This window comes from Nocardioides convexus (assembly GCF_011090295.1).
In genome coordinates this window covers 1,495,459-1,522,120 of sequence record NZ_JAAMYA010000001.1, presented here as the reverse complement: position 1 = coordinate 1,522,120, position 26,662 = coordinate 1,495,459, and the positions used below count along the sequence as shown (strand labels likewise).

The 26,662-nt window shown below is 72.1% G+C and carries 30 protein-coding genes and 11 pseudogenes; 25 read left to right on the top strand and 16 right to left on the bottom strand.

All coding sequences use genetic code 11. The features are described from left to right. Positions 1–66: 66 nt before the first annotated feature. Positions 67–150: pseudogene (locus G5V59_RS36480) on the top strand (hypothetical protein); the annotation flags it as partial. On the opposite strand, the gene G5V59_RS36475 reads toward G5V59_RS36480, so the two are convergent. From G5V59_RS36475 to G5V59_RS11275, 3 genes are read right to left on the bottom strand one after another with little or no spacing between them, the layout of a single operon-like run. Continuing rightward, complete coding sequence (locus tag G5V59_RS36475) at positions 132–602, bottom strand: HNH endonuclease signature motif containing protein (RefSeq protein WP_341351188.1); 471 nt, start codon at positions 600–602, stop codon at positions 132–134. The pseudogene G5V59_RS36480 and the gene G5V59_RS36475 overlap by 19 nt on opposite strands. Then, positions 500–859, bottom strand: coding sequence for a DUF222 domain-containing protein (locus tag G5V59_RS36470; protein WP_341350918.1), 360 nt, complete (start codon positions 857–859; stop codon positions 500–502). Before G5V59_RS36470 ends, G5V59_RS36475 begins: the two co-directional genes overlap by 103 nt. Then, entirely contained in the window at positions 856–1,773 is a 918-nt protein-coding gene (locus G5V59_RS11275) for a hypothetical protein (RefSeq protein WP_341350917.1), read from the bottom strand. The genes G5V59_RS36470 and G5V59_RS11275 overlap by 4 nt, the downstream gene beginning before the upstream one ends. Before the next feature lie 119 nt (positions 1,774–1,892). Here G5V59_RS11275 and G5V59_RS11270 point away from each other — a divergent pair, with 119 nt between their 5' ends. After that, a complete protein-coding gene (locus G5V59_RS11270) occupies positions 1,893–2,105 on the top strand; it encodes a hypothetical protein (RefSeq protein ID WP_278260290.1) in 213 nt (70 codons plus the stop codon). A gap of 472 nt (positions 2,106–2,577) precedes the next feature. On the opposite strand, the gene G5V59_RS11265 is transcribed toward G5V59_RS11270, so the two are convergent. Then, the gene (locus tag G5V59_RS11265; protein ID WP_278256489.1) at positions 2,578–3,081 is read right to left on the bottom strand and encodes a DUF2505 domain-containing protein; all 504 of its coding nucleotides are present in this window, start codon (positions 3,079–3,081) and stop codon (positions 2,578–2,580) included. Positions 3,082–3,302: 221 nt separating this feature from the next. Between G5V59_RS11265 and G5V59_RS11260 the strand changes: the two are divergent. The 12 genes and pseudogenes from G5V59_RS11260 to G5V59_RS11200 all read left to right on the top strand — a co-directional run. Next, positions 3,303–3,665, top strand: a pseudogene (locus G5V59_RS11260) (hypothetical protein); the annotation flags it as partial. Positions 3,666–4,005: 340 nt separating this feature from the next. Further along, positions 4,006–4,368 (top strand): annotated as a pseudogene (locus G5V59_RS11255) (hypothetical protein); the annotation flags it as partial. A gap of 85 nt (positions 4,369–4,453) precedes the next feature. Then, positions 4,454–4,645, top strand: a pseudogene (locus G5V59_RS11250) (hypothetical protein); the annotation flags it as partial. 149 nt (positions 4,646–4,794) lie between these two features. Beyond that, positions 4,795–5,256 carry a hypothetical protein gene (locus G5V59_RS11245; protein WP_341351187.1) on the top strand — a complete coding sequence of 154 codons (462 nt, stop codon included), beginning with the start codon at positions 4,795–4,797 and terminating at the stop codon, positions 5,254–5,256. A gap of 123 nt (positions 5,257–5,379) precedes the next feature. Continuing rightward, positions 5,380–5,538 (top strand): annotated as a pseudogene (locus tag G5V59_RS11240) (hypothetical protein); the annotation flags it as partial. Positions 5,539–5,656: 118 nt separating this feature from the next. After that, a pseudogene (locus tag G5V59_RS11235) lies at positions 5,657–5,794 on the top strand (NAD-glutamate dehydrogenase domain-containing protein); the annotation flags it as partial. A 16-nt stretch (positions 5,795–5,810) separates the two neighbouring features. Further along, positions 5,811–6,326: pseudogene (locus tag G5V59_RS11230) on the top strand (NAD-glutamate dehydrogenase domain-containing protein); the annotation flags it as partial. Positions 6,327–6,408: 82 nt separating this feature from the next. After that, a complete protein-coding gene (locus G5V59_RS11225; protein WP_278259793.1) occupies positions 6,409–6,627 on the top strand; it encodes an NAD-glutamate dehydrogenase domain-containing protein in 219 nt (72 codons plus the stop codon). Then, positions 6,530–7,066: an NAD-glutamate dehydrogenase domain-containing protein gene (locus G5V59_RS36465; protein ID WP_341350916.1), complete on the top strand. Its 537-nt coding sequence runs from the start codon at positions 6,530–6,532 to the stop codon at positions 7,064–7,066. The genes G5V59_RS11225 and G5V59_RS36465 overlap by 98 nt, the downstream gene beginning before the upstream one ends. An 88-nt stretch (positions 7,067–7,154) precedes the next feature. Further along, a pseudogene (locus G5V59_RS11210) lies at positions 7,155–7,370 on the top strand (hypothetical protein); the annotation flags it as partial. Positions 7,371–7,663: 293 nt separating this feature from the next. Next, positions 7,664–8,143: an NAD-glutamate dehydrogenase domain-containing protein gene (locus G5V59_RS11205; RefSeq protein ID WP_278256487.1), complete on the top strand. Its 480-nt coding sequence runs from the start codon at positions 7,664–7,666 to the stop codon at positions 8,141–8,143. Between the two features lie 23 nt (positions 8,144–8,166). Beyond that, the gene (locus G5V59_RS11200) at positions 8,167–9,891 is read left to right on the top strand and encodes a hypothetical protein (protein ID WP_278256486.1); all 1,725 of its coding nucleotides are present in this window, start codon (positions 8,167–8,169) and stop codon (positions 9,889–9,891) included. Here the strand turns inward: G5V59_RS11200 and G5V59_RS11195 are convergent. Together G5V59_RS11195 and G5V59_RS11190 are read right to left on the bottom strand one after the other, a co-directional pair. After that, positions 9,828–10,202, bottom strand: a complete 375-nt coding sequence (locus G5V59_RS11195) for a protein phosphatase 2C domain-containing protein (RefSeq protein ID WP_278256485.1) — start codon at positions 10,200–10,202, stop codon at positions 9,828–9,830. The genes G5V59_RS11200 and G5V59_RS11195 overlap by 64 nt on opposite strands. Further along, positions 10,151–11,221 (bottom strand): hypothetical protein, encoded by a 1,071-nt coding sequence (locus tag G5V59_RS11190; RefSeq protein ID WP_278256484.1) that lies wholly within the window; start codon positions 11,219–11,221, stop codon positions 10,151–10,153. Before G5V59_RS11190 ends, G5V59_RS11195 begins: the two co-directional genes overlap by 52 nt. 125 nt (positions 11,222–11,346) lie before the next feature. On the opposite strand from G5V59_RS11190, the gene G5V59_RS11185 reads away from it, so the two are divergent. From G5V59_RS11185 to G5V59_RS11170, 4 genes are all read left to right on the top strand, one after another. After that, positions 11,347–11,739, top strand: coding sequence for a hypothetical protein (locus G5V59_RS11185; protein WP_278256483.1), 393 nt, complete (start codon positions 11,347–11,349; stop codon positions 11,737–11,739). A gap of 12 nt (positions 11,740–11,751) precedes the next feature. After that, a complete protein-coding gene (locus G5V59_RS11180; protein WP_341351186.1) occupies positions 11,752–13,332 on the top strand; it encodes an FHA domain-containing protein in 1,581 nt (526 codons plus the stop codon). Continuing rightward, a complete protein-coding gene (locus G5V59_RS11175) occupies positions 13,329–13,766 on the top strand; it encodes an FHA domain-containing protein (RefSeq protein WP_278256482.1) in 438 nt (145 codons plus the stop codon). Before G5V59_RS11180 ends, G5V59_RS11175 begins: the two co-directional genes overlap by 4 nt. 63 nt (positions 13,767–13,829) lie before the next feature. Continuing rightward, positions 13,830–14,411 carry a serine protease gene (locus G5V59_RS11170; RefSeq protein ID WP_341351185.1) on the top strand — a complete coding sequence of 194 codons (582 nt, stop codon included), beginning with the start codon at positions 13,830–13,832 and terminating at the stop codon, positions 14,409–14,411. Here the strand turns inward: G5V59_RS11170 and G5V59_RS11165 are convergent. After that, positions 14,301–15,269 (bottom strand): Ku protein, encoded by a 969-nt coding sequence (locus G5V59_RS11165; protein ID WP_278256481.1) that lies wholly within the window; start codon positions 15,267–15,269, stop codon positions 14,301–14,303. The genes G5V59_RS11170 and G5V59_RS11165 overlap by 111 nt on opposite strands. Before the next feature lie 152 nt (positions 15,270–15,421). Between G5V59_RS11165 and G5V59_RS11160 the strand changes: the two are divergent. The 5 genes and pseudogenes from G5V59_RS11160 to G5V59_RS36460 all read left to right on the top strand — a co-directional run. Next, positions 15,422–15,631: pseudogene (locus G5V59_RS11160) on the top strand (FAD-dependent oxidoreductase); the annotation flags it as partial. Further along, a pseudogene (gene lhgO, locus G5V59_RS11155) lies at positions 15,552–16,616 on the top strand (L-2-hydroxyglutarate oxidase); the annotation flags it as partial. The pseudogenes G5V59_RS11160 and lhgO, both read left to right, overlap by 80 nt. A gap of 26 nt (positions 16,617–16,642) precedes the next feature. Further along, positions 16,643–17,551, top strand: a complete 909-nt coding sequence (gene ligD, locus G5V59_RS11150; RefSeq protein WP_278256480.1) for a non-homologous end-joining DNA ligase — start codon at positions 16,643–16,645, stop codon at positions 17,549–17,551. Continuing rightward, positions 17,551–18,246, top strand: a complete 696-nt coding sequence (locus G5V59_RS11145) for a hypothetical protein (RefSeq protein WP_278256479.1) — start codon at positions 17,551–17,553, stop codon at positions 18,244–18,246. Before ligD ends, G5V59_RS11145 begins: the two co-directional genes overlap by 1 nt. Then, positions 18,243–18,494, top strand: coding sequence for a hypothetical protein (locus G5V59_RS36460; protein WP_341350915.1), 252 nt, complete (start codon positions 18,243–18,245; stop codon positions 18,492–18,494). Before G5V59_RS11145 ends, G5V59_RS36460 begins: the two co-directional genes overlap by 4 nt. Here the strand turns inward: G5V59_RS36460 and G5V59_RS36455 are convergent. From G5V59_RS36455 to G5V59_RS11115, 6 genes are all read right to left on the bottom strand, one after another. Beyond that, positions 18,452–18,697, bottom strand: a complete 246-nt coding sequence (locus G5V59_RS36455; RefSeq protein ID WP_341350914.1) for a hypothetical protein — start codon at positions 18,695–18,697, stop codon at positions 18,452–18,454. The genes G5V59_RS36460 and G5V59_RS36455 overlap by 43 nt on opposite strands. Positions 18,698–18,860: 163 nt before the next feature. After that, positions 18,861–19,256: a hypothetical protein gene (locus tag G5V59_RS11135; RefSeq protein ID WP_278256477.1), complete on the bottom strand. Its 396-nt coding sequence runs from the start codon at positions 19,254–19,256 to the stop codon at positions 18,861–18,863. Continuing rightward, entirely contained in the window at positions 19,238–19,672 is a 435-nt protein-coding gene (locus tag G5V59_RS11130; protein WP_278256476.1) for a hypothetical protein, read from the bottom strand. The genes G5V59_RS11135 and G5V59_RS11130 overlap by 19 nt, the downstream gene beginning before the upstream one ends. Before the next feature lie 38 nt (positions 19,673–19,710). Then, positions 19,711–19,926: a hypothetical protein gene (locus G5V59_RS11125; RefSeq protein ID WP_278259790.1), complete on the bottom strand. Its 216-nt coding sequence runs from the start codon at positions 19,924–19,926 to the stop codon at positions 19,711–19,713. Continuing rightward, positions 19,890–20,015, bottom strand: a complete 126-nt coding sequence (locus G5V59_RS11120; RefSeq protein WP_278256475.1) for a hypothetical protein — start codon at positions 20,013–20,015, stop codon at positions 19,890–19,892. The genes G5V59_RS11125 and G5V59_RS11120 overlap by 37 nt, the downstream gene beginning before the upstream one ends. A 317-nt stretch (positions 20,016–20,332) precedes the next feature. Then, on the bottom strand, positions 20,333–20,671 hold the full coding sequence (locus tag G5V59_RS11115; RefSeq protein ID WP_278256474.1) for a helix-turn-helix domain-containing protein: 339 nt from the start codon (positions 20,669–20,671) through the stop codon (positions 20,333–20,335). Between the two features lie 376 nt (positions 20,672–21,047). Between G5V59_RS11115 and G5V59_RS11110 the strand changes: the two genes are divergently transcribed. Continuing rightward, on the top strand, positions 21,048–21,644 hold the full coding sequence (locus tag G5V59_RS11110; RefSeq protein ID WP_278256473.1) for a ThiF family adenylyltransferase: 597 nt from the start codon (positions 21,048–21,050) through the stop codon (positions 21,642–21,644). A 617-nt stretch (positions 21,645–22,261) separates the two neighbouring features. Here the strand turns inward: G5V59_RS11110 and G5V59_RS11105 are convergent. Continuing rightward, positions 22,262–23,041, bottom strand: a complete 780-nt coding sequence (locus G5V59_RS11105; RefSeq protein ID WP_278259789.1) for an immune inhibitor A domain-containing protein — start codon at positions 23,039–23,041, stop codon at positions 22,262–22,264. A gap of 123 nt (positions 23,042–23,164) precedes the next feature. Continuing rightward, positions 23,165–23,977, bottom strand: coding sequence for an immune inhibitor A domain-containing protein (locus tag G5V59_RS11100; RefSeq protein ID WP_278256472.1), 813 nt, complete (start codon positions 23,975–23,977; stop codon positions 23,165–23,167). An 822-nt stretch (positions 23,978–24,799) separates the two neighbouring features. Here G5V59_RS11100 and G5V59_RS11095 point away from each other — a divergent pair. Then, on the top strand, positions 24,800–25,108 hold the full coding sequence (locus G5V59_RS11095; RefSeq protein ID WP_278256471.1) for an MGMT family protein: 309 nt from the start codon (positions 24,800–24,802) through the stop codon (positions 25,106–25,108). A gap of 24 nt (positions 25,109–25,132) precedes the next feature. Here G5V59_RS11095 and tpx read toward each other — a convergent pair. Beyond that, positions 25,133–25,626: pseudogene (tpx, locus tag G5V59_RS11090) on the bottom strand (thiol peroxidase). Positions 25,627–26,662: the final 1,036 nt, after the last annotated feature.

The following is a 26,662-nucleotide window of genomic DNA, read 5'->3' as shown; positions in this document are numbered from 1 at the left end:
CCAACGTGCCTGGCCCGCAGGCGCCGCTCTACGCGGCGGGCGCGCGGATGCTGGCCAGCCTACCCGGTGCCGCCGCTCACGCCCGGCCACCCGCTGGCGATCAGCGTGACGTCCTACGACGGCGGCGTGTTCTACGGGATCACCGCGGACCGCGACTGGATCCCGGACGCCGAGCTCCTCGGCGTCTGCGTCCGCGAAGCACTCGACGAGGCTCCTGGACCTCTCCTCGGCGACGCGGGAGCAGGCTCCGCGAGGGCGCCGCGCAACCAAGCCCAAGCCCAAGCCCGGCGGCAGGACCAGCCTGACCGGACCAGGCTGACCGGAGCGGAGCCGTCGCTCAGGCGACGAGCGGCGGCGGTGCGCCGCGCGGGTCGGGGGAGCGGGCCGGGACGTAGGTGATCCGGCCCTCGGCATGGGAGAGGGTCAGTCTCGGCGGTGGAGTCCACACCGGCCGGCCGGTCTCGCCGTCGATGTGCAGACTTCCACGGCGTGCGGTGGGTCAGGGTGTGATGGTGCCGGCAGAGCAGCACCAGGTTGTCGAGGCTGGTCGCGCCGCCGTCGGCCCAGTGGACGACGTGGTGCGCGTCGCAGGCGAGAGGCAGCCGGGTGCACCCGGGAAGGCGCAGTGCCGGTCGCGCACGAGCAGGGCCGACCAGATCGCGGGGGTGACCAGGCGCTGTGCGCGGCCGACGTCGAGGACCTGGCTCTCGCTGCCGAGGACGGCCGGGAGGATCTCGGCGTCGCAGGCCAAGCGGCGTACGGACTGCGCCGACAGCCGGGCATCGGCGCCTGTCCGGCCCTCCTGAGACCGGCCCTGGTCGATGACGCCCTGGCTGAGGCTGGCGTGGTCGATCGTCACCACGACCCGCGGCAGCGACCCGTGGTCGCGCGGCAGGGTGTCGGTGGCGCGGAGCCTGGTCGCAGGCGTCGACGAGCGCGTCCCAGAGCCGGGCGTCCGGCTGGCGCGGGTCTCGGCCGTCGTGCGGGCAGCCAGCTTGTCGGGCAGGGGATGGTGGTGGCCCGGCCCTCGGCGTCGAACATCGGCTGGTCGCGACCCGAGGCACCGCCGCAGGACCCGGGCTCGGTGACCTGGGGCGCAGCCAACGGCAGGAGCACGCTCTTGATCCGCTCGGCGTCCTCGACGGTGCCGTAGCCACGCACCCGCACGCCACCCAGGCCGTCCTCGGCGAAGGACAGGTAGCGCGCGTGGTGCGCGCCCCGCTCCGCCTTGTCGCGCAGCAGGTCGGCGGCCACGGCCAGCCCGTCGGGGTCGACCTCTCGCACGACGTCGGCGAAGGCGGTCTGCAGGGCGGTGGCGTTGTGGCCGTGCTCCTCGACCAGCGCGAGCATCCGGTCGGCGACGGCGGCGCGGAGCCTCGGGATGGCGGGGGAGGGTCTGGACCTGGCCGGCGATGACCCGGGCCTGGGGAAGGGTGACCCGGCCGGTCTCGAGGGCCTCGCGCACGGCCGGGAGGCTCCTGCAGTCGCGCGGCGGCGCGGACCAGGCCGCCGCCGGTGCCCTGGTGCCCGCCGGTGAGGTGGGTGAGGAAATCCTTGGTCGAGGCCCAGCCGAGGTCCATGGCGGCACCGGTGGCCTCGAGCCTGCGTCGTCGCTCCCAGCAGCGCGGCGTCGAGGAGGCTGCGGGCGCTGGCGATCGCCATCGCCGCCTCGACCGCGTCCGGTCCGGCTACCGTGGACCAGTCGGTCGCGGCCAGGTGCGCGACGCGCTCGGCCACGGCGGAGGCCTCGGCGAGTGCGTTGGAAGAGCTCATGCCCGCACGTTACTCGAACACATGTTCGAATGACAAGGGCCGAGGCAAGCCCGCGAGGCACGGGGCTCGGATCCGAGACTGCCGGCGGCGCAGCGTCGTGCGGGTGGGAGGATGGGGCCGTGATCCCGCTCCACATGGGCGCTCTGCATCCGGTCGAGCAGGTCGCCACCATCGTCCTGGCCTTCGGGCCGTTCGTCGTGCTCGGGATCGTGATCGCCATCCGCCGCCGCTCCGAGCTCGCCGAGGAGCGGGAGGAGGAGCGGGAGGAGCGGGAGGAGCGGAAAGAGGAAGAGGCCCGGCTCCGTGCGGAACCGGACCTCGACGAGGACTGAGTGCTCAGCGCGCGACTAGCGCGCCAGCCAGGCCTTGCCGGTGCGCTCCTCGGCCCGCAGCGCACTGCCGAGCAGACTTGGCGATCAGCCTGCTCGATCTTGCCCGCGACGAGCGGGATCTTGACGGTGATGTCGAGGGTGACGGTCTCGGTCGTGACGCCGTCCTTCTCGACGAGCACCGCAGTACCGGCCATCTCGCCGGGCTTGCCGGGGATGGTGACCCGGACCTCGGCGTGCGAGGGGCTGGACCAGGTCTCGGTCTGCACGATGGTCGTGGAGTCGCCCACGATCTTCTTCGCGAAGGACGGCACCTTGTCGGTCGGCTGGGTCATCTCGATCCGCACGGCCTTGGCGTCGACGTTTCCCTCGATCTCCGCTGCGTACGAGGTGGCCCGCTGGTTGCGGCAGACCTCCTGCCGGAACTCCGGGTCGGACAGCATGGCTGCCACCTCGATCAACGTTGCGTCGTACGTCATCTCGTGGACGAGACGTGTTGCCATGTCAGCGATCTCCCCTCAGCCAGGCCGTGCCCACGGAGTGCTCCACGGACAGGCCTGCATCGATGTTGTCGGCCATGAGCGCCTCGAGCTTCCCGCCGATCAGCGGGACCTTGACGCTCACGTCGAGTCTCCTGGACGTAGGTCGTACCCGCACCTGCCGGGACCAGCCGCACGGTGCCGGTGGCCCTGGTGGGCTTGCCCGGCGCGGTGATCTCGATCGTCGCGGTCCCAGCGGCATCCGGCCACTGCTCCCGTACGACGGCGCGCGTGGTCTCGCCCGCGATCTTCTTGGCGATCGCCGGCAGCCCCGCGGTGTCCTGGACCTGGTCGCTGACCAGGGTGAACCCCGCCCCGGAGGGGGTGATGCTCACCTCGATCGAGACCACGCCCTGCTCCGCGGCGACCTTCTCCCGGAACGCGGGGTCCGCGAGCATCGCGAACACCTCGCCGGGACCCGCCTCGTAGGCGAGTCTCACGTCGGAACCTCATGGGCGCCATCATGGCGCACCGGCAGCCCGCACGGAGGTGACCGGCCGGTAACTGCGTCATGTTGTCCGCGTCACGCGTTCGCCCTACGTTGAGGGGGTGTCAATGACGACGCTGCTGCCCTCGGCCTCGGGGGCCGACCGTGACCGTATCTTCGCGCAGGCCGCCGCCGCGGCCGGTCCTCCGAAGGGGACGGGCGGACCGCCACGCGATGCGCTCCCGGAGATGCTGCAGGCCTACTACCGGCACGTCGCGACCGAGGAGCCTGGCCGCGCGCAGCGACGTCGACGTCTACGGCGCCTACGCCTCCCACCACCACCTGGCCCAGGATCGCGAGCCGGGGCAGGCGAAGGTGCGGGTGTTCACCCCGACGGTGGCCGAGCACGGCTGGTCGGCGGCCGGGCACTCGGTGGTCGAGGTCGTCGTCGACGACATGCCCTTCCTCGTCGACTCCCTGACGATGCTCCTGGCCCGCCTGGTGCACGACGTGCGCACGGTGGTGCACCCGACGTTCGACGTACGACGCGACGTGGCCGGGCGCCTGCAGTCGGCCGAGCCCGTCGTCTCCGGCTCGGTCACCGCTCCCGAGGGCGCGGTCCGCGAGTCCTGGATGCACGTCGAGGTGGGCCGCCTGGGCGGCGACGGGGACGACCACCCCGAGCAGGTCGCGGCGGCGTGCCGGCGGGTGCTGGCCGACGTGCGGGCCGCGGTCGACGACTGGTCCGGCATGCACGAGCAGGTGACCGACATCGTCGCGGGCCTGGCGACGAGCCCGCCGCCCCTCGACACCGACGAGGTACGACGCGCCCGCGAGCCTGCTGGAGTGGCTGGCCGACGAGCACTTCACCTTCCTGGGCTACCGCGAGTACGTCCTCGACAAGGTCGCCCTGCCGGGCTCGCAGGAGGCCGAGGACGTGCTGCGCCCGGTCGCCGGCACCGGGCTGGGCATCCTGCGCGAAGGGCCGAGCAGCGGCGAGTCCTCGGTGGCCTTCAGCCGGCTGCCCGACGCGGTGAAGGCGAAGGCGCGCGAGAAGACCCTGCTGGTGCTGGCGAAGGCGAACTCCCGCTCGACGGTGCACCGTCCGGCCTACCTCGACTATGTCAGCGTCAAGACCTTCGACGAGTCTGGCGAGGTCGTCGGCGAGCGCCGCTTCCTCGGCCTCCTGTCCAGCGCGGCCTACACCGAGTCGCTGCTGCACATCCCGCTGCTGCGGGAGAAGGTCGAGGAGGTCCTGCGCCGCAGCGGCTACGACGCCCGCAGCCACGACGGGGCCGCGCTCCTCGACACGTTGGAGACCTATCCGCGCGACGAGCTCTTCCACACCCCGGTCGACGAGCCTGGCCCCGATCGTCGAGGCCGCCATGCAGGCCCGGGAGCGCCGTGCGGTGCGGCTGTTCATCCGCCGCGACACCTACGCGCGCTATCTCTCGGTGCTCGTCTACCTGCCGCGCGACCGCTACAACACCGGGGTCCGCCAGCGGTTCGTGCAGATCCTGGCCGAGCAGATCGGCCGCGGCCGGATCCGTCCGGACGACGTCGAGTTCAACGTCAGCATCAACGAGTCCACCACCGCCCGGGTGCACTTCGTGGTGCACATGCCCAAGGGCGAGCCTGATCCCCGAGGACATCGACACCGCGGACCTGGAGCGGCGCCTGGTCGAGTCGTCGCGCTCGTGGCACGAGGACTTCCTCCAGGGCCGTCATCGCCGAGTACGGCGAGGAGGCCGGCGCCCTGCTCGGCCGCCGCTACGCCGACGCCTTCCCCGAGGCCTACAAGGAGGACTTCAGCCCCCGCACCGCGGCGGTGGACCTCGGCCGGGTGGAGGCGATCGAGGGCGAGTCCGGCACGGACCAGTCGCTGTACGCCGACCTGGACGCCGCCGACGGCGAGGCCCGGCTCAAGGTGTTCCGGGTGGGCGAGCCGCTCTCGTTGAGCCGGGTCCTGCCGATGCTGTCCTCGATGGGCGTGGAGGTCGTCGACGAGCGGCCCTACGCGCTGACGGGCCTGGAGCGCCGTACCCACGTCTACGACTTCGGCCTGCGCTACGGCGAGGCCCTGCCCGACCACGCGCGCGAGTCTGTTCGCGGACGCGCTGCGGGCGATGTGGGACGGCTACACCGAGACCGACGGCTTCAACCGACTGGTGCTGCGCGCCCAGGCTGACCTGGCGCCAGGCGATGGTGCTGCGGGCGTACGCGAAGTACATGCGCCAGGGCAACAGCCCGTTCGCGCTCGACTCCATCGAGCAGGCCCTGCTCGACAACGCCGAGTCTCGCGCGGCTGATCGTGCTGCTCTTCGAGACCCGCTTCGACCCGGGTGCCGGGCAGGGCCGCGAGGAGCGCGAGGCCGGGTTGGTCACCAAGATCCGCACCGCGCTGGACGATGTGGTCAGCCTCGACCACGACCGGATCCTGCGCTCCTACCTCACCCACGTCCAGGCCACGCTGCGCACCAACTACTTCCAGGACGACGACGGTGCGCCGAAGCAGTACCTCTCGCTGAAGCCTGGAGCCCTCGGCGATCCCGGACCTGCCGGAGCCACGGCCGAAGTTCGAGATCTTCGTGTACTCCCCGCGGGTCGAGGGTGTGCACCTGCGCTTCGGCGCCGTCGCTCGCGGCGGGCTGCGCTGGTCGGACCGGCGCGACGACTTCCGCACCGAGATCCTGGGTCTGGTGAAGGCGCAGATGGTGAAGAACACCGTCATCGTGCCGGTCGGTGCGAAGGGCGGCTTCTACGCCAAGCAGACTGCCCGACAGCAGCGACCGCGAGGCCTGGCTGGCCGAGGGCGTGGCCTGCTACAAGACGTTCATCCGCGGCCTGCTCGACGTCACCGACAACCTGGTGGGCGGGGAGACGGTGCCGCCGCCGTCGGTCGTGCGGCACGACGCGGACGACTCCTACCTGGTGGTGGCCGCCGACAAGGGCACCGCGACCTTCTCCGACATCGCCAACGGGGTGGCGGCCGACTACGGCTTCTGGTTGGGCGACGCCTTCGCCAGCGGCGGGTCGGTGGGCTACGACCACAAGGCGATGGGCATCACGGCCAAGGGCGCCTGGGTGTCGGTACGACGCCACTTCCGCGAGATGGGCGTCGACTGCCAGAACGAGGACATCACCGTCGTCGGCATCGGCGACATGTCCGGAGACGTGTTCGGCAACGGGATGCTCTGCTCGGAGCACATCCGGCTGGTGGCGGCCTTCGACCACCGCGACATCTTCCTCGACCCGGACCCCGACGCCGCGACGTCGTACGCCGAGCGGAAGCGGCTCTTCGACCTGCCGCGCTCGAGTCCGGCAGGACTACGACAAGTCCCTGATCTCCAAGGGCGGCGGGGTCTACCCCCGCAGCGCGAAGTCGATCCCGATCAGCGCGGAGGTCCGCTCGGCGCTGGGGATCGCGGGCGCGGTCGAGCGGATCACGCCGGCCGAGCCTGATGCGGGCGATCCTGCTGGCGCCGGTCGACCTGCTGTGGAACGGCGGTATCGGCACCTACGTCAAGGCCGCCTCCGAGACCCACGCCGAGGCCGGTGACAAGTCCAACGACGCGATCCGCGTCGACGGCGGCGACCTGCGGGTGCGCTGCGTGGGCGAGGGCGGCAACCTCGGGTTCACCCAGCGCGGCCGGATCGAGTACGCCGTCGACGGCGGCCGGATCAACACCGACTTCATCGACAACTCCGCCGGTGTGGACACCTCCGACCACGAGGTGAACCTCAAGATCCTGCTCGATCGCGTCGTGGCCGACGGCGACCTCACCGGCAAGCAGCGCAACGAGTCTGCTGGCGTCGATGACCGACGAGGTCGCCGAGTCGGTGCTGCGCGACAACTACGAGCAGAACCTCGCCCTCGCGAACGCCGCGAAGAACGCGCCCTCCCTGCTGCACGTGCACGAGCAGTGGATGGCGCACCTGGAGTCCGAGGGGCTGCTCGACCGCGAGCCTGGAGGCGCTGCCGCCGACGCGCGAGGTGAAGCGCCGGATCGAGGCGGGTGGGGTGCTCAGCCAGCCCGAGTCTGGCGGTGCTGATGGCCTACACGAAGATCGTGCTCGCCGAGGAGCCTGCTGGCCTCCGACCTGCCCGAGGACCCGTACCTCTCGATCGACCTGCAGTCCTACTTCCCGGCGCCGGTCCAGGCCGGGTTCATGGACCAGGTCGACGACCACCCGCTGCGCCGGGAGATCATCGTGACCCAGGTCGTCAACGACCTGGTCAACGGTGCGGGGATGACGTACTGGCCGCGACTGTGGGGGAGACCGGCGCGAGCCCCGCCGAGCCTGACCAGGGCGAACTTCGTGGCGCGGGAGATCTTCGACTCCCTGGAGTTGCGCCGCGAGCCTGGAGGAGTACGACAACGTGCTCGACGCCGCGCTGCAGACCCGGATGCGCGTGGAGATGCGCACCCTGGTGGAGCGGGCCTCGCGCTGGCTGGTCACCAACCGCCGCCCCCCCGCTGGACAGCCAGGGCAACGTGGAGTTCTTCGCCGCGCCCGTCCAGGACACGATGCTGCAGGCTCCCCGAGTCTGTTGACCGGCACCGAGTCTGGCGTCGTACGAGGCCCGCAAGAAGATGCTCGTCGGCCAGGACGTGCCGGAGGACCTGGCCTCGCGGGTGGCGTCCTTCGACGTCGCCTACACGCTGCTCAACGTGGTCGAGATCGCCGACGCCGCGGGCCTGGAGCCGGCCGAGGTCGCCCGCGTGCACTTCGCGCTCGGCGAGCGCCTGGGCGTCTCGGCCCTGCAGCAGCGGATCGTCGACCTGCCGCGGGCGGACCAGTGGCAGACGATGGCCCGGGCAGCCCTGCGCGACGACCTGCACGCGGTGCACGCGCAGCTGACCGGGGAGGTGCTGGAGGCGACGGCGGACCTCGCGGTGGCCGACGGCGACGACCCGCAGGAGGTCGCCGCACGCCGGGTGGCCGCCTGGGAGGAGAGCGTCGGTGGCGTCGAGAAGGCCGTCAGCGCACTCACCGCGGTGTGCACCGACGAGCCGACCGACATCGCCAAGGTGTCCGTGGGATTGCGGGTGGTGCGTGGGCTGCTCGCGTAGCAGCCCGTGCGATGCTGGCCCGCATGGAGCTCCACGATGCCCTCCGCGACGTCGTCACGCGCCACGGCGAGTCGATGCTGGCCGACAGCATGGGCTTCCGTGGCGTCCTCGACGACGTGCTCGAGGAGGACCAGGCGAGCACCGGTGACATCAACCTGCTGACCGACGCGGTCCGCTTCGACGTGCTCACCCCGTTGAAGGCGATGATCGACAGCGGTGCCGACGCCGGACGCGCGGTCGAGGAGGCCGGTGCCCGCCTCGCGCGCGACCGCGGGGGCGACCCGTTGTCGTCGAGCCTGGGCGGCCGCCGTTCTTGGGTACGCCGTGGGCCGGGTCCCCGCCGCGATCGTGCTCCGCTACCGCTCGCAGCGCCCGCCGTCGTACCTGCCGCCGCCGGCCGGCGCTCCGCGCCCGCCCGTCGTCAGCCCGCCGCCCCCGCCGGTGACGAGCCCCCCGCCGGCCGGGGCACCACACCCCCACTTCGTCAGCGCGATGCCGAGCCCGACCACGCCACCGCGCAAGCGCCGGAGCGGACTGGTCGCGGTCGCCGCGGCGGTCGCCGGGGTCGTGGTGGTCGGTGGCGGCGTGACCGCCATCGTGCTCGCGAACGGCGGCGACGATCCCACGCCGAAGTACCCCGGGTCGAGCGGCTCCACGGAGGTCGACGTCAGCCCCGCCGCCCTCGACCGCCGGTACGACGCGCTCGCCTCCTCGATCAGCAAGGGCGCCACCGAGTGCAAGGCCGGCGCGCCCACCAGCGGCCAGAGCGAGGTCGTGGACTGCACGGTCAACGCCGGCACCCTGCGGCTGGTGACCTACGCCGACGAGGACGCCGCGAAGGCAGCCCGCACCGCGCGCCTGGACTACCGCGCCGGCACGCTGACCGCGGACACCGGCACGACCGCCCTCTACGAGTACGACCCCGAGCGGGGCGGCACCTCCGACCCGGCGGTCGTCTACTGGGACAGCACGAGCGCCCGGCAGTCGGCGACGCTCACCGGCGGCGGCACCGCGGAGATCGCCTCGCTGACCGAGGCTCTACACGGCGACCTCGCCGCGGGTCGCCGTCCCGACCGCGCCGGCCGACCCGGTGCTGCGCGAGTTCGTCGACCTCAACCTGGAGTCTGTCCGGCTGCACCCGCCAGCGCACCTTCTTCGCCGGTGAGACCGAGGAGAGCAAGTGCGAGGCGGGGGAGTCCGGCATCGTCGTCAACGTCGGGCGCTACCAGGACCGCAAGGGGATGCTCGACGACCGGGCTTACTACAAGAGCCAGTTCGACAAGGCCGGCAAGCGCAAGGGCAAGGGGACCTGGCGCTTCGGCACGGGCAAGGCCGAGGGCGCCTACTACGCCTACCTCGACAGCAGCGGCAAGACGGCCACGCTCTACTGGGACTGGGACAAGGCCGACTGCAACTGCTACGGCGTCGCGTGGAGCCTTCCAGGGCGACCTGGCGAAGCTCGAGAAGTGGTGGCCCGGCGAGGACGACTGACCTGTCAGGTCAGTCGGGCACCGGCACGGTGTCGGCGAGGTCGGGTCGCGCGATCCCGGCCACGTCGGAGCGCACCAGCAGCGCCATCGTGGTGTCGTCGCCGCCGACCTTCGCGGGCTCGGCGAGCCAGTCGGGCAGCCTGGTCGCGGACCCAGGCTCAGCCCGTGGGTGCGGCAGAAGCCCAGCAGTCTGCTCACCGGTCTCGCGCCACCACCCGGACGCATCGACCCGAGGCTTCCCGAAGCCGTCGGTGGTGAGGTAGACCAGCGCCACGTCCCGCTCCGCCACGTCGAGGACGGCGATCCGCAGGGCCTCCAGCGGCCGCGGCTGGCACAGCGAGCCTGGTGTGCACGCCGTCGAGGTCCCCGTCCTCCGGCAGCGGGCGGGCGGCCTCGCCCGCCGAGGAGACCAGGACCGTGTCGCCGTCGCCGATCTGCAGCAGGAGCACCAGCCCGGGCAGGGCCGCGGCGGCCAGGATCGTGCTGCCGTAGGGCCGCAGCGGGTCCCGGGCCGCGCTCAGCGTGAGCTCGGGCGCGGTGAACGGGTGCGCCTCGGCGTGGTGGCGCACCTTCGCGGTCCAGGTCTCGACCAGTCCGGCCGCGGCGCCCCGGAGGAGACCCCGCACCGCGTCCTGGTCCGGGCCCGCCTCGGCCGCTGCGGGCAGGATCCGGCGCAGGCTCCTCGACGGCACTGACCACGGCCATCGCCGCACCGGTGTCGCTGCGGAAGTGCGCGCGGTGCCCGTGCCCGTCGGCGACCGCGGCGACGGCGTACCCCCGCTCGGGATCGCTCCAGGTGAGCACCGCGTCCTGCAGCGGCAGACTCGTCGCGCACGTGCACGGAGCCGATCGAGGAGCCGGACAGCGTCGTCCAGCGCACGGTCATCCGAGGGTGCTCCAGATCGGGTCGCCGACCGGGCTCGGGGGCGCGGCGCCGACACCGGTGCCGGGGCCGACGACCGGGCGCGAGGCGACCTTGCTGGCGGCCTTGGAGGCCCAGACGATGTACTCGACGAGTCTGCTCGGGATTGTCGGCGCGCAGCAGCGGCACGTCCTCGTCGCCGATGAAGCGGCGCATCGAGTGCATGTCGGCGTCGCGGCCCACGCCGAGCGCCAGCCGGACCGCGGTGGCGCCCCAGCGGTTGTTGAGCAGTGCCTGCAGGCCTTCGGCGAAGGTGACCCCGCTGCTCTGCGTGGGCCGCCCGTCGGAGACCAGGATGATCGCGGGCGGGAAGGCGCTGTGCGACTCGTCGAGGCTCGTCGAGGGCGCCGGCGAGGGTCTGCAGCGCACTGCCCAGGCTCGGTGAACCCGCGCGGCACGGCCTCCAGCCGGGTCCAGTGCACCTGGTCCACCGGGGTCGGTTGCTCGATGACCCACTGCGGTTCGTTGGCGAAGGCCAGCACCCGCACCAGCAGACTCGGCGTGCGGGTTGGCCCGGGCCTCGTCCTTGAGGTGGGGGAGCACCTCGGTGATCGCGTTGTTGAGCGCCTGGATGCGCCCGCCGCGCAGCATCGAGCCCGAGACGTCGAGGACGAAGATGAAGTGCAGTGGCTTGCGGGCCAGCGCCCCACCGAGTCGGTCGCTCATCGGGTGCTCCTTGGGTCCAACGTGGGCGGGTCGGGTTTCAACTTCCCGTGTTCTGCCGAGGCTATACATTGTCACGCAGTCCAGAGCAGCGGATTTACCCACGGATCACGGAGGTCGGGCCACCCATGGTGCTGGCAGAGGGCGTCGAGGTGGACCTCGGCCCGTTGGGGCGCGCCTGGGTGACCTCGCTGCTCGGCCAGGGCGGGCAGGGCTACGTCTTCGAGGTGCGCCGCGACTCCGGCGAGCCGCTGGCGCTGAAGTGGTACAAGCCGGAGAGCGCCACCGCCCAGCAGTACGACGAGATGCAGCAGACTCGTCGAGATCGGCTCCCCGCACGGGCGGTTCCTGTGGCCGCTCAGCATGGCGCGGGTCGCGACCGAGCCGAGCTTCGGCTACGTCATGCACCTGCGCCACCCGCGCTTCCTCGGTTGAGCTTCCTGCTGCTCAACGCCGATCGCGACGGCAACCCGCTCGACGTCTCCTTCGCCTCGATCATCGAGCCTGTGCCGTCAGGCTGAGCTACAGGCTTCCTGCGCCTGCACGCGCGCGGTCTGTGCTACCGCGACATCTCCTTCGGCAACGTCTTCTTCGACCCCGGCAACGGCAACGTGCTGATCTGCGACAACGACAACGTCGGCATCGACAACGGCACCGGCCGGGTGCTCGGCACGCCGTACTTCATGGCGCCGGAGGTGGTGCGCGACACGACGTACCGCACGCTGCCGAACACCGACACCGACCGTCACTCGCTGGCGGTGCTGCTGTTCTACGCGCTCTTCCTCGGCCACCCGCTGGAGGGCGCTCGCACCGACTCCGGGATGCGCGACGCGCAGTGGCTGATGACGCACTTCGGCACGGACCCGCTGTTCTGCATGCACCCGACGCGCTCGGACAACCGTCCGGCGCAGATCGTGCAGCAGTACTGGAAGATCTACCCGCAGTTCGTGCGCGACCTCTTCGTCCAGGCCTTCGTCGAGGGCCTCGACCAGCCGGGCGCGCGGGTCACCGAGGGGCAGTGGATCAAGGCCCTGGACCGGTTGCGGGACGGCATGCTCGCCTGCCCGGCGTGCGGCACGACGAACTTCTGGGCCCCGGGCGCGGAGTCGGTGACCTGCTGGCAGGACGGCACGGAGTTCCGTCCGCCGTACCTGCTGGACCTGGGGCGGCGCACCATCGCCGTCGGCCCGCAGTCGACCATCCGCTCCGACCACCTCACCTCCGGCATCGACCAGCCGACCGTGCTCGCGCGGGTGCGCCAGCACCCCGAGGCCAAGGACCGGTGGGGTCTCCACAACGCCTCGGACTTCTCCTGGCCGGTCGCCTACCCGGGCGGCCAGAGCTTCCTGCTGCAGCCCGACCGGACGATCGAGCCTGGTCGAGGGTGCGAAGATCCAGATCCGAAATCCCACCGTGCAGGTGCGGCGCCCGTCCGTCCCGGCACCCGGTCCGCAAGGATGACGCCCATGTCCCTGGTGGTCGAGGTCGACGGACGCGTGCTCCGGCTCGACGGCAAGTCGTCGTACCGGATCGGTCGCGCTATCGAGGCCGACGTCGTGCTCACGGCGGGCTCGGTGTCGCGCCAGCACGCCGAGATCCGCCGCTCCGGAGACGGCTGGGTGCTGGTCGACGCGGGCAGCCAGTTCGGCACCTTCGCCGACGGGCAGCAGATCTCCGAGCAGCCGATCACCCGCCGGACCGCGGTCCGCTGCGGGCCGCCCGCGCCGGGCGCTGAGCCTGGTCGTCGTCCCCGCGGACCAGTACGACGCCCCGCAGTCCTCCAGCGCCACCGCGGCTCCCGTCTCCGCGCCGGTGCCGCCCGCCCCGGTGCCTCCGGCTCCCGTCCCGCCGCCCGCCGTCCCGCCCGCGCAGCCTGCCGCCGCCGGCCCCGGGCGCGCGACCCGCGGGTGCGCCCGGCCTGCCGCCGCCGATCGCCGGCAACGACGCCACCCAGATCCTCGCGGCCGCTCCGCAGGCCGGCCCGCCCGGTTTCGGCGGCCCGCCGCCTCCGCGCACCGGGCCCGACCTGCTGCTGGTCGCGGAGGGCCGGGAGCACCGCTTCCGCCACCCGGCCCAGATCACCGTGGGGCGTCGTAGCGACTGCACGGTGGTGATCGCCGATCCCGCCTGCTCCCGGGTGCACGGCCGGGTCGACGCCCACCCGGGTGGGTGGACCTGGACGAACCTGTCCAACGAGGGCACCTACCTCGACGGCCGCAAGGTCGGCACCCAGCACTTCGACGAGCGGATCTCGCTGCGCCTCGGGCACCCGGTCGCGGGGCCCGAGCCTGACCCTCGTGCCGATCCTCTCGGCGGCCGAGGAGGAGCGCCGGATCGGGCGCCGCCGGCTGCGCAAGCGGCTCGTGATCGCCGGGGCGGTGCTGGCGACGCTGGTGCTCATCGGCGGCGTGCTCGGCGCGGCCTTCCTGATCGGGCGCGACGACAACGGCGACCGGCGGGCCGACGGCGGGGGCGACGACCCGACCACCGCCTCGATGGAGGTCCTCACCGCCGCCGAGCCTGGAGTCGGCCAAGGCGGCCACGGTGAAGATCACCGCCGACACGGTCTCGGCCAGCGAGGGCCGGATCAGCCTACGGCGGCTCGGGCTCGATCATCCGCAAGGACGGCCTGATCCTGACCAACGCCCACGTCGCCGCACCGGCCTCGCCGGGGCTGGACGCGCTCTACCCGGACCTCGACTTCGAGAACCCGGACTACCTGCTCATCCACCTGACCGACGGCCGCACGGACACGAACGCCCCGGCGGCGTACCGGGCCAAGGTGGTGGAGGCCGACGGCTCCCTCGACGTCGCGGTGATCCAGGTCTACGCCAACGCCGACGGTAGCGACCTCGACGACGACCTCGACCTCCCGACGGTGCCGGTCGGCGACTCCGGCGACCTCCGCGCGGGGGACGACGTGACCGTGCTGGGCTTCCCGGCGGTCGCGCGGTCGCAGGACTCGATCACGGTCACCACCGGCGTCGTCTCCACGATCATCAACGACCCGCAGGCTCGGGCCGCGCTCGGAGCCTGGACACCGACGCGCGGATCGCGCCCGGCAACTCCGGCGGCATGGCGATCAACAACGACGCGCAGGCTGATCGGCATCCCGACGGCCCTGGTCTCCGACCGCAGGCTCGCCGGTGCTGAGCGGGCGGATCCGCTCGATCGACGCGGTGAAGAAGGCTGATCGAGAAGGCCGAGGAGGAGGTCGGCTGATCAGGCTGGCCTTCTTGACCGCCTTCTTCGCGGTCTTCTTGGCGGCGCTCTTCTTCGCCGTGGTCTTCTTGGCCGGAGCCTTCTTCGCGGTCTTCTTCGCGGCGCTCTTCTTGGCGGCCGTCTTCTTGGCCGGAGCCTCCTCGCCGCGGCTGGTCTTCGCCGCCTCGACGGAGCGTTGCAGGGCGGCCAGCAGGTCGACGACCTCGCCACCGGTCTTGGCGGAGGTCTCGGTGCGCTGGACCTCGCCGCCCTCGATCTTCGCCTTCACCACGGCGTCGACCGCGTCGGCGTAGTCGTCCTCGAACTCCTCCGGGTCGAAGTCGCCGGCGAGCGTCTCGATGAGCATCTCCGCCATCTTGACCTCTGCGGGCTTCACGTCGCCGACCTCGACCTGGAAGTCGGGCTGGCGGATCTCGTCGGGCCACATCATCGTCTGCAGCACGATCACGTCGCCGGCCGCGGTCTCGCGCACGCGCAGCACCGCGGTCGTGGTGCGCTGGCGCAGCGCCACGGTCACCACGGCCATCCGCTTCGAGTCCCGCAGGGCCTGGCGGAGCAGGGCGTACGGCTTGGCGCCGGTGCCCTCGGGCTCGAGGTAGTAGGACTTCTCGAACAGCAGCGGGTCGATCTGCTCGGCCGGCACGAACTTCTCGACCGCGATCTCGCGGGAGGAGGTCGTCGGCAGGTTGGCCATGTCCTCCTCGGTGAGGATGACCATCTCGCCGTCCTCGGTCTCGTAGCCCTTGGCGATGTCGGAGTAGGGCACCTCCTCGCCGTCGATCGAGCACACCCGCTGGTACTTGATCCGGCCGCCGTCCTTGGCGTGCACCTGCCGGAACGAGACGTCGTGGCTCTCGGTCGCGCTGTAGAGCCTTCACCGGGACGCTGACCAGGCCGAAGGAGACGGCACCCTTCCAGATCGCACGCATGTGCCGAGGGTACCCCTGAGAACCCCCTCCAGCCGCCTGCGAACATGTCCGGGTGGACCAGACCTTCGGCATCGTCGGCGGCGGGATCGTGGGCCTCGCCGTGGCCCGCGAGATCACCCGCCGCCGCCCCGGCGCGCGCGTCGTCGTGCTGGAGAAGGAGGCCCGCGTCGGCCAGCACCAGACCGGTCACAACTCCGGGGTCGTGCACGCCGGGATCTACTACCGCCCGGGCAGCCTCAAGGCCGAGTCTGTGCACCCGCGGGCGTCTGCTGCTGCGCGACTACTGCGCCGAGCACCGGTTGCCCTACGACGCGTGCGGCAAGGTCGTCGTCGCCGTCGACCCCGGCGAGGCGGCCCGCTTCGACGCCCTGGAGCGCACCGCGCGGGACAACGGCGTGCCCGGCCTGCGCCGGCTCGACCCGGCCGGTCTCGCCGAGGTCGAGCCGCACGCCGCGGGCTACGCCGCCCTGCACTCGCCCCACACCGCGATCACCGACTACGTCGCGATCACCCGAAGCCTCGCGGCGGAGGTGGGCGTCGCCGGCGGTGAGGTGCACTGCTCCAGCCCGGTCACCGGGATCGGGCGCACCGCTGGGCGGGTCCGGGTGAGGACCCCCGCGGCGTCGTACGACGTCGACCGGCTGGTGCTCTGCGCCGGCCTCCAGTCCGACCGGCTCGGCCGCCTGGCCGGCGGCGGCGCGGACCCGCGCATCGTGCCCTTCCGCGGGGAGTACCTGCGGGTGCGGCCCGAGAAGCAGGCGCTCGTGCGCGGCATGGTCTATCCGGTGCCCGACCCGCGCTACCCCTTCCTCGGCGTGCACTTCACCCGCCGGGTGGACGGAGCGCTGGAGGTGGGTCCGAACGCCGTCCTGGCGCCGCACCGCGACGCCTACCGCCGCCGCTCGGTCAGCGCCGCCGACCTCGCCAGCATCGTGTCCTGGCCGGGCTTCTGGCGGATGGCGGGCCGGCACTGGCGCACGGGCGTGACCGAGGTGCGCGGCTCGCTGTCCGTGCGGTCCTACCTGCGCGCGGCCCAGCGCTACGTGCCGGACATCGGTCCCGACGACGTCGAGCGCGCCGGCTTCGGCATCCGCGCCCAGGCCGTGGAGCGCGACGGCACCCTCGTCGACGACTTCCGGATCGAGCACGCCCACGGCGTCACCAGCGTCCGCAACGCCCCCTCGCCGGCCGCCACGTCGAGCCTGGCGATCGCCGAGCACGTCGTGGAAGCGATCTTCTCGGCATGATGGATACCGTGCCCGACCTGCTCCCGATGCTCGCGACCGTGGCAGACTCGATCCCGCTCGGCGACGAGTGGTCCCACGAGGTCAAGTGGGACGGCATGCGGGCGCTCGCCTTCGTGAGCTCCGCGGGCGTGCGTGTGATCAGCCGCAACGGCAACGACATCTCGCCGGCCTGGCCAGAGCTCGCGGTGGCACCGTCGTCGCAGATGGTGATCGACGGCGAGATCATCGGGCTGAACGAACGCGGGGTGCCCGACTTCCGGGTGCTGGCGGAGCGCCTCCACGTGCGCAACCCGGCAACGGTGTCCCGGCTGGCCCGGCAGACCCCGGCCACCTTCATGGCGTTCGACGTGCTGAGTGCCGACGGCCACGACCTGTGCGACCGCCCGCTCGACGAGCGACGCGAGATCCTGGCGGGGCTCGACCTGGGAGCCTCGGGGTGGCAGGTGCCGCCCGCCTACGACGACGGCCGCATGCTGTGGGACGCCACGGCCGCACAGGGCTTCGAAGGTGTCGTCAGCAAGCGCCGCGGATCGGCCTACCGCCCAGGTCAACGGACCCGCGACTGGCTCAAGAAGGCCCGCCGTCACCGCGGCTCCTACGTCATCGGCGGCTGGCGTCCCCAGGTCGGCACGGCCGATCGCCTCGCCGCCGTCCTCGTCGGCGAGCCGACCGCCGACGGGCTGCGCTACCGGGGCCGTGTCGGCAGCGGTATCGGACCCAGGCAGTCCCGGGTCCTGGCCGATCTGCTCGCTGCGCTGGCCCGAACGACGAGCCCCTTCGCCGATGAGGTGCCGCGCGCCGATGCCGACGGCACCCGGTGGGTGGAGCCGGTGGTCGTGGTGGACGTCGAGACCCACGGTGTCGGCTACGAGCGGCTGCGTCAGCCCGCTTACCAAGGCGTTCGGAGCGACCTCACGCCGGAGGACCTCGCCTGATGCCGAAGAAGGCCGAGCACCCGCAGACCGAGGTGCACGTCGACGTCGAGGGCCGCACGCTGCGCCTGACCAACCTGGAGAAGGTGCTCTACCCGCAGACCGGTACGACGAAGGGCGAGGTCCTCGACTACTACGCCCGGGTCGCACCGGTGCTGCTGCCGCACCTCGCCGGCCGCCCGGTGACCCGGATCCGGTGGCCGCACGGTGTGGGGGACAAGAGCCTTCTTCGAGAAGAACGCCCCCGCCGGCACCCCCTCCTGGGTCCGCACCGCCGACGTGCCGACCACCGGGAGCCGGGGCCCGAGCCGGCACGGCGACACCCTCCGGTTCCCGATCATCGACCAGGCTCGCCACCCTGGTGTGGGCGGTCAACCTGGCCGCGCTCGAGCCTGCACGTCCACCAGTGGACGGTGGACGAGGACGACGAGCCGGTCGGTGCGGACCGGGTCGTCATCGACCTCGACCCGGGCGAGCCGGCGGGGCTGCACGAGTGCTGCGCGGTGGCCCTGCTCGCCCGCGACGCGCTGGCCGAGCGCGGCCTGGACGCGCTGCCGGTCACCAGCGGCAGCAAGGGCCTGCACCTCTACGCGCCGCTCGAGCAACCGCTGCCGTCCACGGAGACCAGTGAGACTCGCCAAGGAGATCGCCGAGGAGCCTGCAGGCCGCGCACGGCGAACTGGTCACCGCGACGATGACGAAGTCCCGGCGCCGCGGCAAGGTGTTCCTCGACTGGTCGCAGAACGCCGGCTCGAAGACCACCGTGGCGCCGTACTCGCTCCGGGGGACCGCACGCCCGCAGGTCGCCACCCCGATCGGCTGGGACGAGGTCGAGGCCGGTGCCGAGGACCCGCTGGGCCTGGAGCAGTTCTCGATGGCGCAGGTGCTCGAACGGGTCGAGACCTACGGCGACCTCTTCAGGCTGACCCGGCGGCGCATCGCGTAGACGTCGAACTCGGTCACCGCGCCGGCCGGGTCGCCGCTGGTGCCCACCGCGCTGGCGAGACTCGTCGGGGGAGGTGGCGTGGTCGGCCTCGTCGAGCGTGGCGTCGATGAGCAGTCTGGATCTCCGACGTGGCGTGGCTGACCCGCAGCGCGGTCTGCTCGATCCGCCAGCCCGCCCGGCCCAGGCTCGTTGAACAGCCCCATCAGCGTGGTGTTCTTCTCCGCGGCGATCCCCCTCGAAGCCGTCGGCGGCCTCGATCAGGTAGACCGGCCGGGTGACGGCGAGCGCGGCGGCGTCGTACAGCGGCACCCAGAGGCGCGCGTACTCGTGGACCCGCTTCGTGCTCACCCCTCCAGTGTAGGACCCTCAGGCCGAGCGCAGCGGTCGTACGGCGACGGGGTCCACCACGTTGCGCAGGTCCGCACCCGCACCGAGGACCAGCCCGTTGCCGACCACCGCGGGCGCGTCGACCACGTCGGCGACCACCACGGTCACGTTGTCGCGGGTGCCGGCGTCGACGGCGGCGCGGACCAGTCGCTCGGCGGCCATGCTTCGCGAGTCGCCGCTCAGCAGGGGAGCGATGCGCGCGTGGGGGAGCACGTCGCTCATCCCGTCGCTGCACAGCAGCAGCCGGTCACCGGGACGCAGGTCGAGCGGCTGGACCACCGGCACGGGCACGTGCTCGCCGTCGACGGCCTGCAGCACCACGTTCTTGTACGGCGAGGCGGCCGCCTCCTCCGGCGTCAGCCGGCCGGCGTCCACCCAGGCCTGGACCAGGGTCTGGTCGTGCGAGAGCCTGGGTGAGCCGGCCCGCGCGCAGCAGGTAGGCCCGGGAGTCGCCGACCTGGGCCAGCGCGGCGGAGATCCCGTCGGTGAGGAGCGCGGTGAGGGTGGTGCCCATCCCGGTGCGGGCCGGGTCCGCGGCGATGCCCGCGACGAGCCTGGTCGTGCGCGTCGGCGACCGCGGCGCGCAGCAGGCGGTCCGGGTCGTAGCCGGGCGCGGCGAGCGAGCGGGCGCTGACGATGTAGGCGGTGGTGGCCGAGGCGATCTCCCCGGCGGCCGCCCCTCCGACGCCGTCGGCGACGCAGAGCAGGTAGGGACCCGCGAAACCGGCGTCCTCGTTGTGCTCGCGCACCGGGCCGGTCTCGCTCAGCGCGGCGAAGCGGAACTGGAGCATCAGGGCACCTCCCGGTCGACGACGGCGACCCCGGCGGGTCACCGCCGAGTCTCGCCCCTGTCCCTGTGCAACGCCTGGCAGCCGCCTGCGGGTTCCCGGTGCTCGGGAGGCGTCAGGAGCGGAAGCCGACCTGTCCGCTGGTGCTGCGGCCGATCTCGACGTACGCCAGGCTTGGCGACGGGGACGACGGTGACCTTGCCCTTGGTGTCGGTCAGCGTCAGGACGCCGTCGTTGGCGAGCGCCTCGGAGACCAGCGCGGTGACGCCGTCGTTGGTCTCGTCGGTCTCGATGACCAGGCTTCGCGGGCGGTGTTCTGCACACCGATCTTGACCTCGACGGTCATGGTTCTCTCCTCGGGTCCGGGGCCGGCCCGCGCCTGCGGGCCGTTCGCGTCGCCAGCCTAGTCAGCCGGCGGTCGTACGACGGGTCGGGCCCGTCTCACTCCTCGTGCTCGTCGGTGAGCGGGTACCCACCGATGCCGCGCCAGGCCAGGCCGGACACCAACGTGGTGGCCTGGTCGCGGGTGAGCCCGGCGAGGCCGTTGTCGGTGTCGGTCATCCAGAACCGGGCACTGACCTGCGCCATTCCCACCAGGGAGACCGCGAGCAGGCTGCGAGGCGGCCGGCGGCAGCGAGGTGTCGTCCTCGATGACCGCCGCGATCAGGCTCCGCGCACTCGGTGGTCACCCGGTCGACGTGCCCGCGCACGGCCGGCTCGTTGGTCAGGTCGGACTCGAAGACGAGGCGGAAGGCACCGGTGTCGTGACCGACGTAAGCGTAGAACGCGTCGATCGCCGCAGCCACCCGCTGCTTGTTGTCCTGGGTGGACTGCAGGGCCTTGCGGCAGTTGTCGATGATCGCGTCGCAGGCCGCGTCGAGGATCGCGAGGTAGAGACCGAGCTTTGCCGGGGAAGTGTTGGTAGAGCACCGGCTTGGACACCCCGGCGCGCTCGGCGATGTCGTCCATCGCCGCCGCGTGGTAGCCCTGGGCGACGAACACCTCGAGCGCGGCAGCCAGCAGGCTGCGCGCGTCGTTCCCGTCGCGGCAGCCGTACGCCGCGCGGCCGTGTCTCGTCCAGGTCGAACCGCTCCGTCACCACCCCCTGAGCCTACTCGCTGGTAGCCGCGGGCTTGGCGCCGAGGCCCCGTCCAGACGGTGGGACGTGGCGCGTCCGGGTTGGGCGGGGCGGGGACCATGGGGGAGCGGGGAACACCCGGGCGTCCGGCAGCGTTGTCGCCGAGACCATCCCCGCGCCGCACCGACGACTGAGGAGTCAATCCCGTGAGCTTTCCCGCGCTGGTCGAGCCGGCCGACGAGCCTGACCATCGACGAGGTCCGCCGCTACAGCCGGCACCTGATCATCCCCGACGTCGCGATGGACGGCCAGAAGCGGCTCAAGAACGCCAAGGTGCTGGTCATCGGCGCCGGCGGCCTCGGCAGCCCCGCGCTGCTCTACCTGGCCGCGGCGGGCGTCGGCACTCTCGGCATCGCCGAGTTCGACGAGGTCGACGAGTCGAACCTGCAGCGCCAGGTCATCCACGGCATGTCGGACCTCGGCAAGCCGAAGGGCCAGTCCGCGAAGGAGTCGATCCACGAGATCAACCCGCTCGTGAACGTGATCCTTCACAACGAGCGTCTCGACAACGACAACGTGCTCGAGATCTTCAAGGGCTACGACCTCATCGTCGACGGCACCGACAACTTCGCGACCCGCTACATGGTCAACGACGCGGCGTACTTCCTCGGGATCCCCTACGTCTGGGGCTCGATCTACCGCTTCGACGGCCAGGCCTCGGTCTTCGCGCCCACGATGGCCGACGACGCGCCCTGCTACCGCTGCCTCTACCCCGAGCCGCCGCCGCCGGGCATGGTTCCCTCGTGCGCCGAGGGCGGCGTGCTGGGCGTGCTCTGCGCGTCCATCGGCTCGATCCAGGTCAACGAGGCGATCAAGGCTGCTGATCGGTGCCGGTGAGCCGGCCATCGGCAAAGCTGGTCATCTACGACGCCCTGGAGTCTGGAGTGGCGCAAGGCTCAAGGTCCGCAAGGACCCGAACTGCGCACTGTGCGGTGAGAACCCCACCGTCACCGGTCTGATCGACTACGAGACCTTCTGCGGCGCGATCTCCGAGGAGGCCGCGGACGCGGCCGTCGATGCGACCATCTCGGTCACCCAGGCTCGCCTCGATGCTCAAGGAGAAGGAGGAGGGCAGCCGCGACTTCGTCCTCGTCGACGTCCGTGAGCCCGCCGAGGCCGAGATCAACCACATCCCCGGTGCGGTCCTCATCCCCAAGGGCGAGTTCCTCAACGGCAACGCGCTCGGCCAGGCTCCCCCCCGGTCGACTCCGGCAAGCAGGTCGTCCTGCACTGCAAGAGCGGTGTCCGCTCGGCCGAGTGCCTGGCGATCGTCAAGGGCGCCGGCTACGACGACGCGGTGCACGTCGGCGGCGGCGTGGTGGCCTGGGTCAACCAGATCGACCCGAGCCAGCCGTCGTACTGATCCGTCGCACTGGTCGGCCGCCGAGCCCTCCGCTCACGGCACGAGGCCCCGCGATCCTCTCCGGATCGCGGGGCCTCGTCGTTCCCGGAGGTCAGGGGTTGCGGACGTCCACGGTGATCGAGCCGTCGGTGTTCTCCGCGGTGACGGTGGCCTTCACGCCCGCACCGGCGACCTTGACCGAGTTGGTCGGGTTGGTCGCCGTCCAGTAGGCGTTCGGGTCGGTGTCGTCGAAGGTCGGCACGCCCGGCACCGAGGGGGCGCAGGCCGCCAGGGTGTCGTAGCCGCTCGCCGTCGCGACCTGCTTGTGCAGGCAGACCGGGTCGGTCGCGGACAGCCCGAAGGTGGCGTCGAAGGGCTCGCGCCGGTTGCTCGGGCTGGTGCCGTCCGGGTAGGTCAGCGAGTCCGGCCGCACGTCCACCGGCAGCGCGTAGCCCACGCCCGGGTGGGTGGTCGTGTTGTTGTCGGCGTAGGCCAGGTCGACCAGCCACACCAGCATGCCGTTCTGGTAGGGGAAGCGCTCGGCCCACTTCGGCCGGGTGACCCCCTCGGAGTACTGGTACGGGCCCTGCTGCAGCGTGGTGTCGTAGCCGACGTACTGCCGGTTCTCGATGAGGTAGTAGCGCGGGGTCACCTTGGTCTCGGTGCCGGTGGAGCGGGTGAAGCCGTAGGCGGTCCAGCCGGACCTCGCGCTCTCCGCGCCGTCCTTGAACGGCTTGCCCTTGCCCTTGATCACCACGTTGTCGACGAAGGCGCCGGCGCCGTTGGTGCCGCCGTCGGAGCGGTAGCGGATCCGGAACAGCGACGCCTTGCCGCCGGGCCGGTAGGTCCAGGTGTGGTGCGCCCAGTCGGACGTGCCGTCGAAGGCGGCCAGGCTCGGTCCACTCGGTGCCGCCGTCGAGGGAGTACTCGGCGTAGACGTGGTCGTAGTCCGCCTCGGTGTCGTACCAGAGGTCGGCGTCGACCCGCACCGACGGGCTCTTGGGCACCGCGCGGGTCAGCGTGGCCCGGCGGTTGTTGCTCGTGCCGCTGTACCAGGAGTACCGGCCCGTGCGGGGCGTGGTGAGACTTGGTGACGGTCGTCTTGTCCGGGAGGTCGACCTTGACCGCCTGGTCCTGCCCGGAGACGGTGTTCTGGGACGGGTTGGTCTGGAGCCTGCCCTGCTGCCCGGCCCTCACCTCGGAGTAGTCGAGCCAGCCGAGGAAGAGCCTTCTCCTCCGGGCCCATCAGGCTCGGGGTGGTGCCGTTCTCGTGGCCGTGGCTCAGCCACGAGCCCGCCGACATCAACGTCCAGAAGCCGGTGCTGTTCTCACCCGTGTTGGTGGTGTCGTAGAAGTCCGGCAGGCCGAGGTCGTGGCCGAACTCGTGGGTGAACACGCCGAGACCGCCGTTCTCCGGCTCCACGGTGTAGTCGCCGATGAAGTACTTCGACTGGCCGATCCGGGCGCCGCCGGACAGGTTGCGAGCGCTGCCGACCGCCGGGCCGACCTTGCCGTCGAGGTCGCCGTTGACGTACCAGCGGTGCGACCAGATCGCGTCCTCGCCGAAGCCGCCGTCCTCACCGCCGCCGGCGTGCACCGCCTGGAAGTGGTCGAGGTAGCCGTCGGGCTCGTTGAAGTCGCCGTCGCTGTCGTAGTCGTAGCGGTCCCACACGTCGAACTGCGCGAGGTAGGCGTCGACCTGCGCGGGCGTCTTCCCGGCCTTGAGTCGCGCGTCGTACCAGGCGTTGCCGGTGTCGGCGATGAACTTCCAGGCGCCGCCCTTGTTCTCGACCGCGTTGTCGCCGTACGTCGAGGCGTTGCCGGGCACGGTCACCCAGTCCTCGGTGGTGATGCTGACGTCGTACCGGCCGCTCGACGAGCTTCTTGTAGTAGTTGCGGAAGGACTCGCCGTCGCCGTTGAACATCTGGTCGTAGTGGCCGACGTTGAAGTCGGGGACCCAGTACGTCGAGTTGTCCTTCGCCGGGTCCGGCTGCGGGATCTGGTTGTGCTGCGGGCCCGGGTCGGTGCCGGACTCGGGGGTGCTCTGGGTGCCGAAGTCGGCGAGCATGGTGAGGATCTTCTCGCTCTTCTCGACCGGGAACTCGACGTAGTCACCCGCACCGAGCTTCACGGTCGCGCCGCCGTCGGCGCGCTGCACGGCCTTCGCGCTGCCCGCGTCGATCAGCGCGCGGGCCTTGCGCTTCTTGGCCCGCTCCTCGGCGGTGCGCGGACCGGGACGGTCGTCGCGCTGGGGCTTGACGGCCGGGTGGCTGGCGTCGTCGGTCGGGGGGTTCGCCTCCGCCGGGTGCAGCATGGTCCCGCCGAGGGCCAGGGCGGCGCCGAGCGCGAGACCGGATGCCAGTTTCTTCACGTGATCCTCCGAGATGTGGGTAGGCCCGGGCGCCGGACGATGTGGGCGCCGTGGGTCACCTCACCGGAGATCCGCCGGTGTGGCAAGAGATCTGCACAAAGATGAGGCAAGTCCGATCACGGTGTGCCGCGGTCCCACCAGCACCGCACGTAACCGCGACGGGCTGTCCTCGTTGATCCGAGCATCTCCACAGGCGTTTTTCACCGAGGGAGCACCTGAGAGCCCCGTCCCGCCGGACGGGGCTCTCGGCGTCTGCGCTGCCGGGCGTGCGGTGTTGAATGGCGCCCGTGGACGAGGGGTACGTCGAGACGGTGCTCGACCTGGTCGAGCGGATCCCGCCCGGCCGGGTGACGACCTACGGCGCGCTCGCGGCGGTCGTCGGCGGTGGCCCGCGCCAGGTCGGCTCGGTGATGGCCCGGTACGGCGCACCGGTGCCCTGGTGGCGCGTGGTGCGCGCCGACGGCACGCTCCCACCGAGCCACGACGAGCGGGCGCGGGAGACCTACCTCGCCGAGGGCACCCCGCTCCGGGGGAGCGGGGGCCTCGACATGACGCGGGCGTTCTGGGATCCCGCGACGGGGGACTGAGCCCAGCCCGTGATCAGCCGTTGATCAGCCCAGGGCGGCGACGGCGGCGTCGTAGTCCGGCTCGGAGCCGATCTGCGGCACCAGACCGGTGTGGAGCACCGAGCCGTCGGTGTCGACCACGACGACCGCGCGGGCCAGCAGACCCTCGAACTTGCCGTCGGTGAGACTTCACGCCGTAGTCCTCGCCGAAGGAGGTGCGGAAGCCCGAGGCGGTCGTGACGTTCTCGATGCCCTCGGCGCCGCAGAAGCGGGCCTGCGCGAACGGCAGGTCCTGCGAGACGTTGATGACGGTGGTGTTCTCCAGGCCCGCGGCCAGGCTCGTTGAACTTGCGCACGCTGGCCGCGCAGACGCCGGTGTCGACGCTGGGGAAGATGTTCAGCACGGCGCGCTGGCCCTGCGGCAGCGAGACGGCGGCGAAGTCGGAGCCGACCAGGTCGAAGGCCGGGGCGGGAGTGCCGACGGCCGGGAGCTCGCCGACGGTGTGGACGGGGGTGTCCCCGAGTGCAGTGGTAGCCATGTCCAGATGTCTAGCAGGTCCGTCCCCGCCGGCGCGCCGCGGTCCGCTCAGCGGAGCCGGCCGAGCACGCCGACGGCGCGTCGTACGTCGACCAGGCGGCGCTCCCAGGTGATCCCGACGGTGGTAAGGAGCAGCCCGGCCAGCCCGATCCAGACCCACTTCGGGAAGTCCCCGGCGTAGGGACCGAGCTCGCGCAGCACCACGATGGCGCCCACGCTCGCCCCGGCCAGGAGCGGCGCGCTCCACCGGACGGCCGCGCCCGCGACGGTCAGCACCAGGCAGGCGGCACCGAGGACCAGCGCGCGCAGCGAGACCGGGTCGCCGAGGACCCACAGCAGCGAGGGGATCGTGCCGAGCAGCAGCCCCGGCAGCAGCGCCTCGGCGGTGCCCACCTGCGGCGAGCGGCGCATCCGCCAGCCGCCGATGGCGAGCAGAGCGGCGGCCAGCGGCAGGGTGTAGGCCTCCGGCTGGTGGACCTCCAGGTCGGCGAGGCGGACCCACGAGGCGAGCAGGAGCAGGCCGGCACCGACCCAGGCGAGACTCGCGGCGGGAGTCGTGCACGAGAGCGGTCGCGGTGACCAGGGCGCCGGCGACCGTCAGCCACAGCGCGGTGAGGCCACCCAGGTCGCTGGTGGTCGCCAGCGAGCCCGTCAGCGCGAGCAGCGCGGTCAGGACGGCCGGCACCTCGACCTCCTCCTCGGCGAAGGCGATCGCCAGCAGGCCCACCGCCACCAGGACCGGTACGGCGAACCACGCCGGCCCGCCGCCGAGGACGTCCACCAGCGCGACCACCGCGGTGCCCAGCAGGGGCGCGGCGGCGATCTTGCCGCCGACCCGGGCCAGCACGGTGCGACCGACGAGCGCCAGTCCGAGCGCGAGCACGGTGCCGGCGGCCGCGACCAGCGCGGTGAGCGCGGCGCTCGGCAGCGCGGCGAAGGCCGCCGCGGCCGCGAGGACGAGGGCCACCACCGACAGGGCAGCGGAGCGGGCGGCCGCGCTGGCGATCGCGGTGAGCACGACCACGGTGACGGGCAGG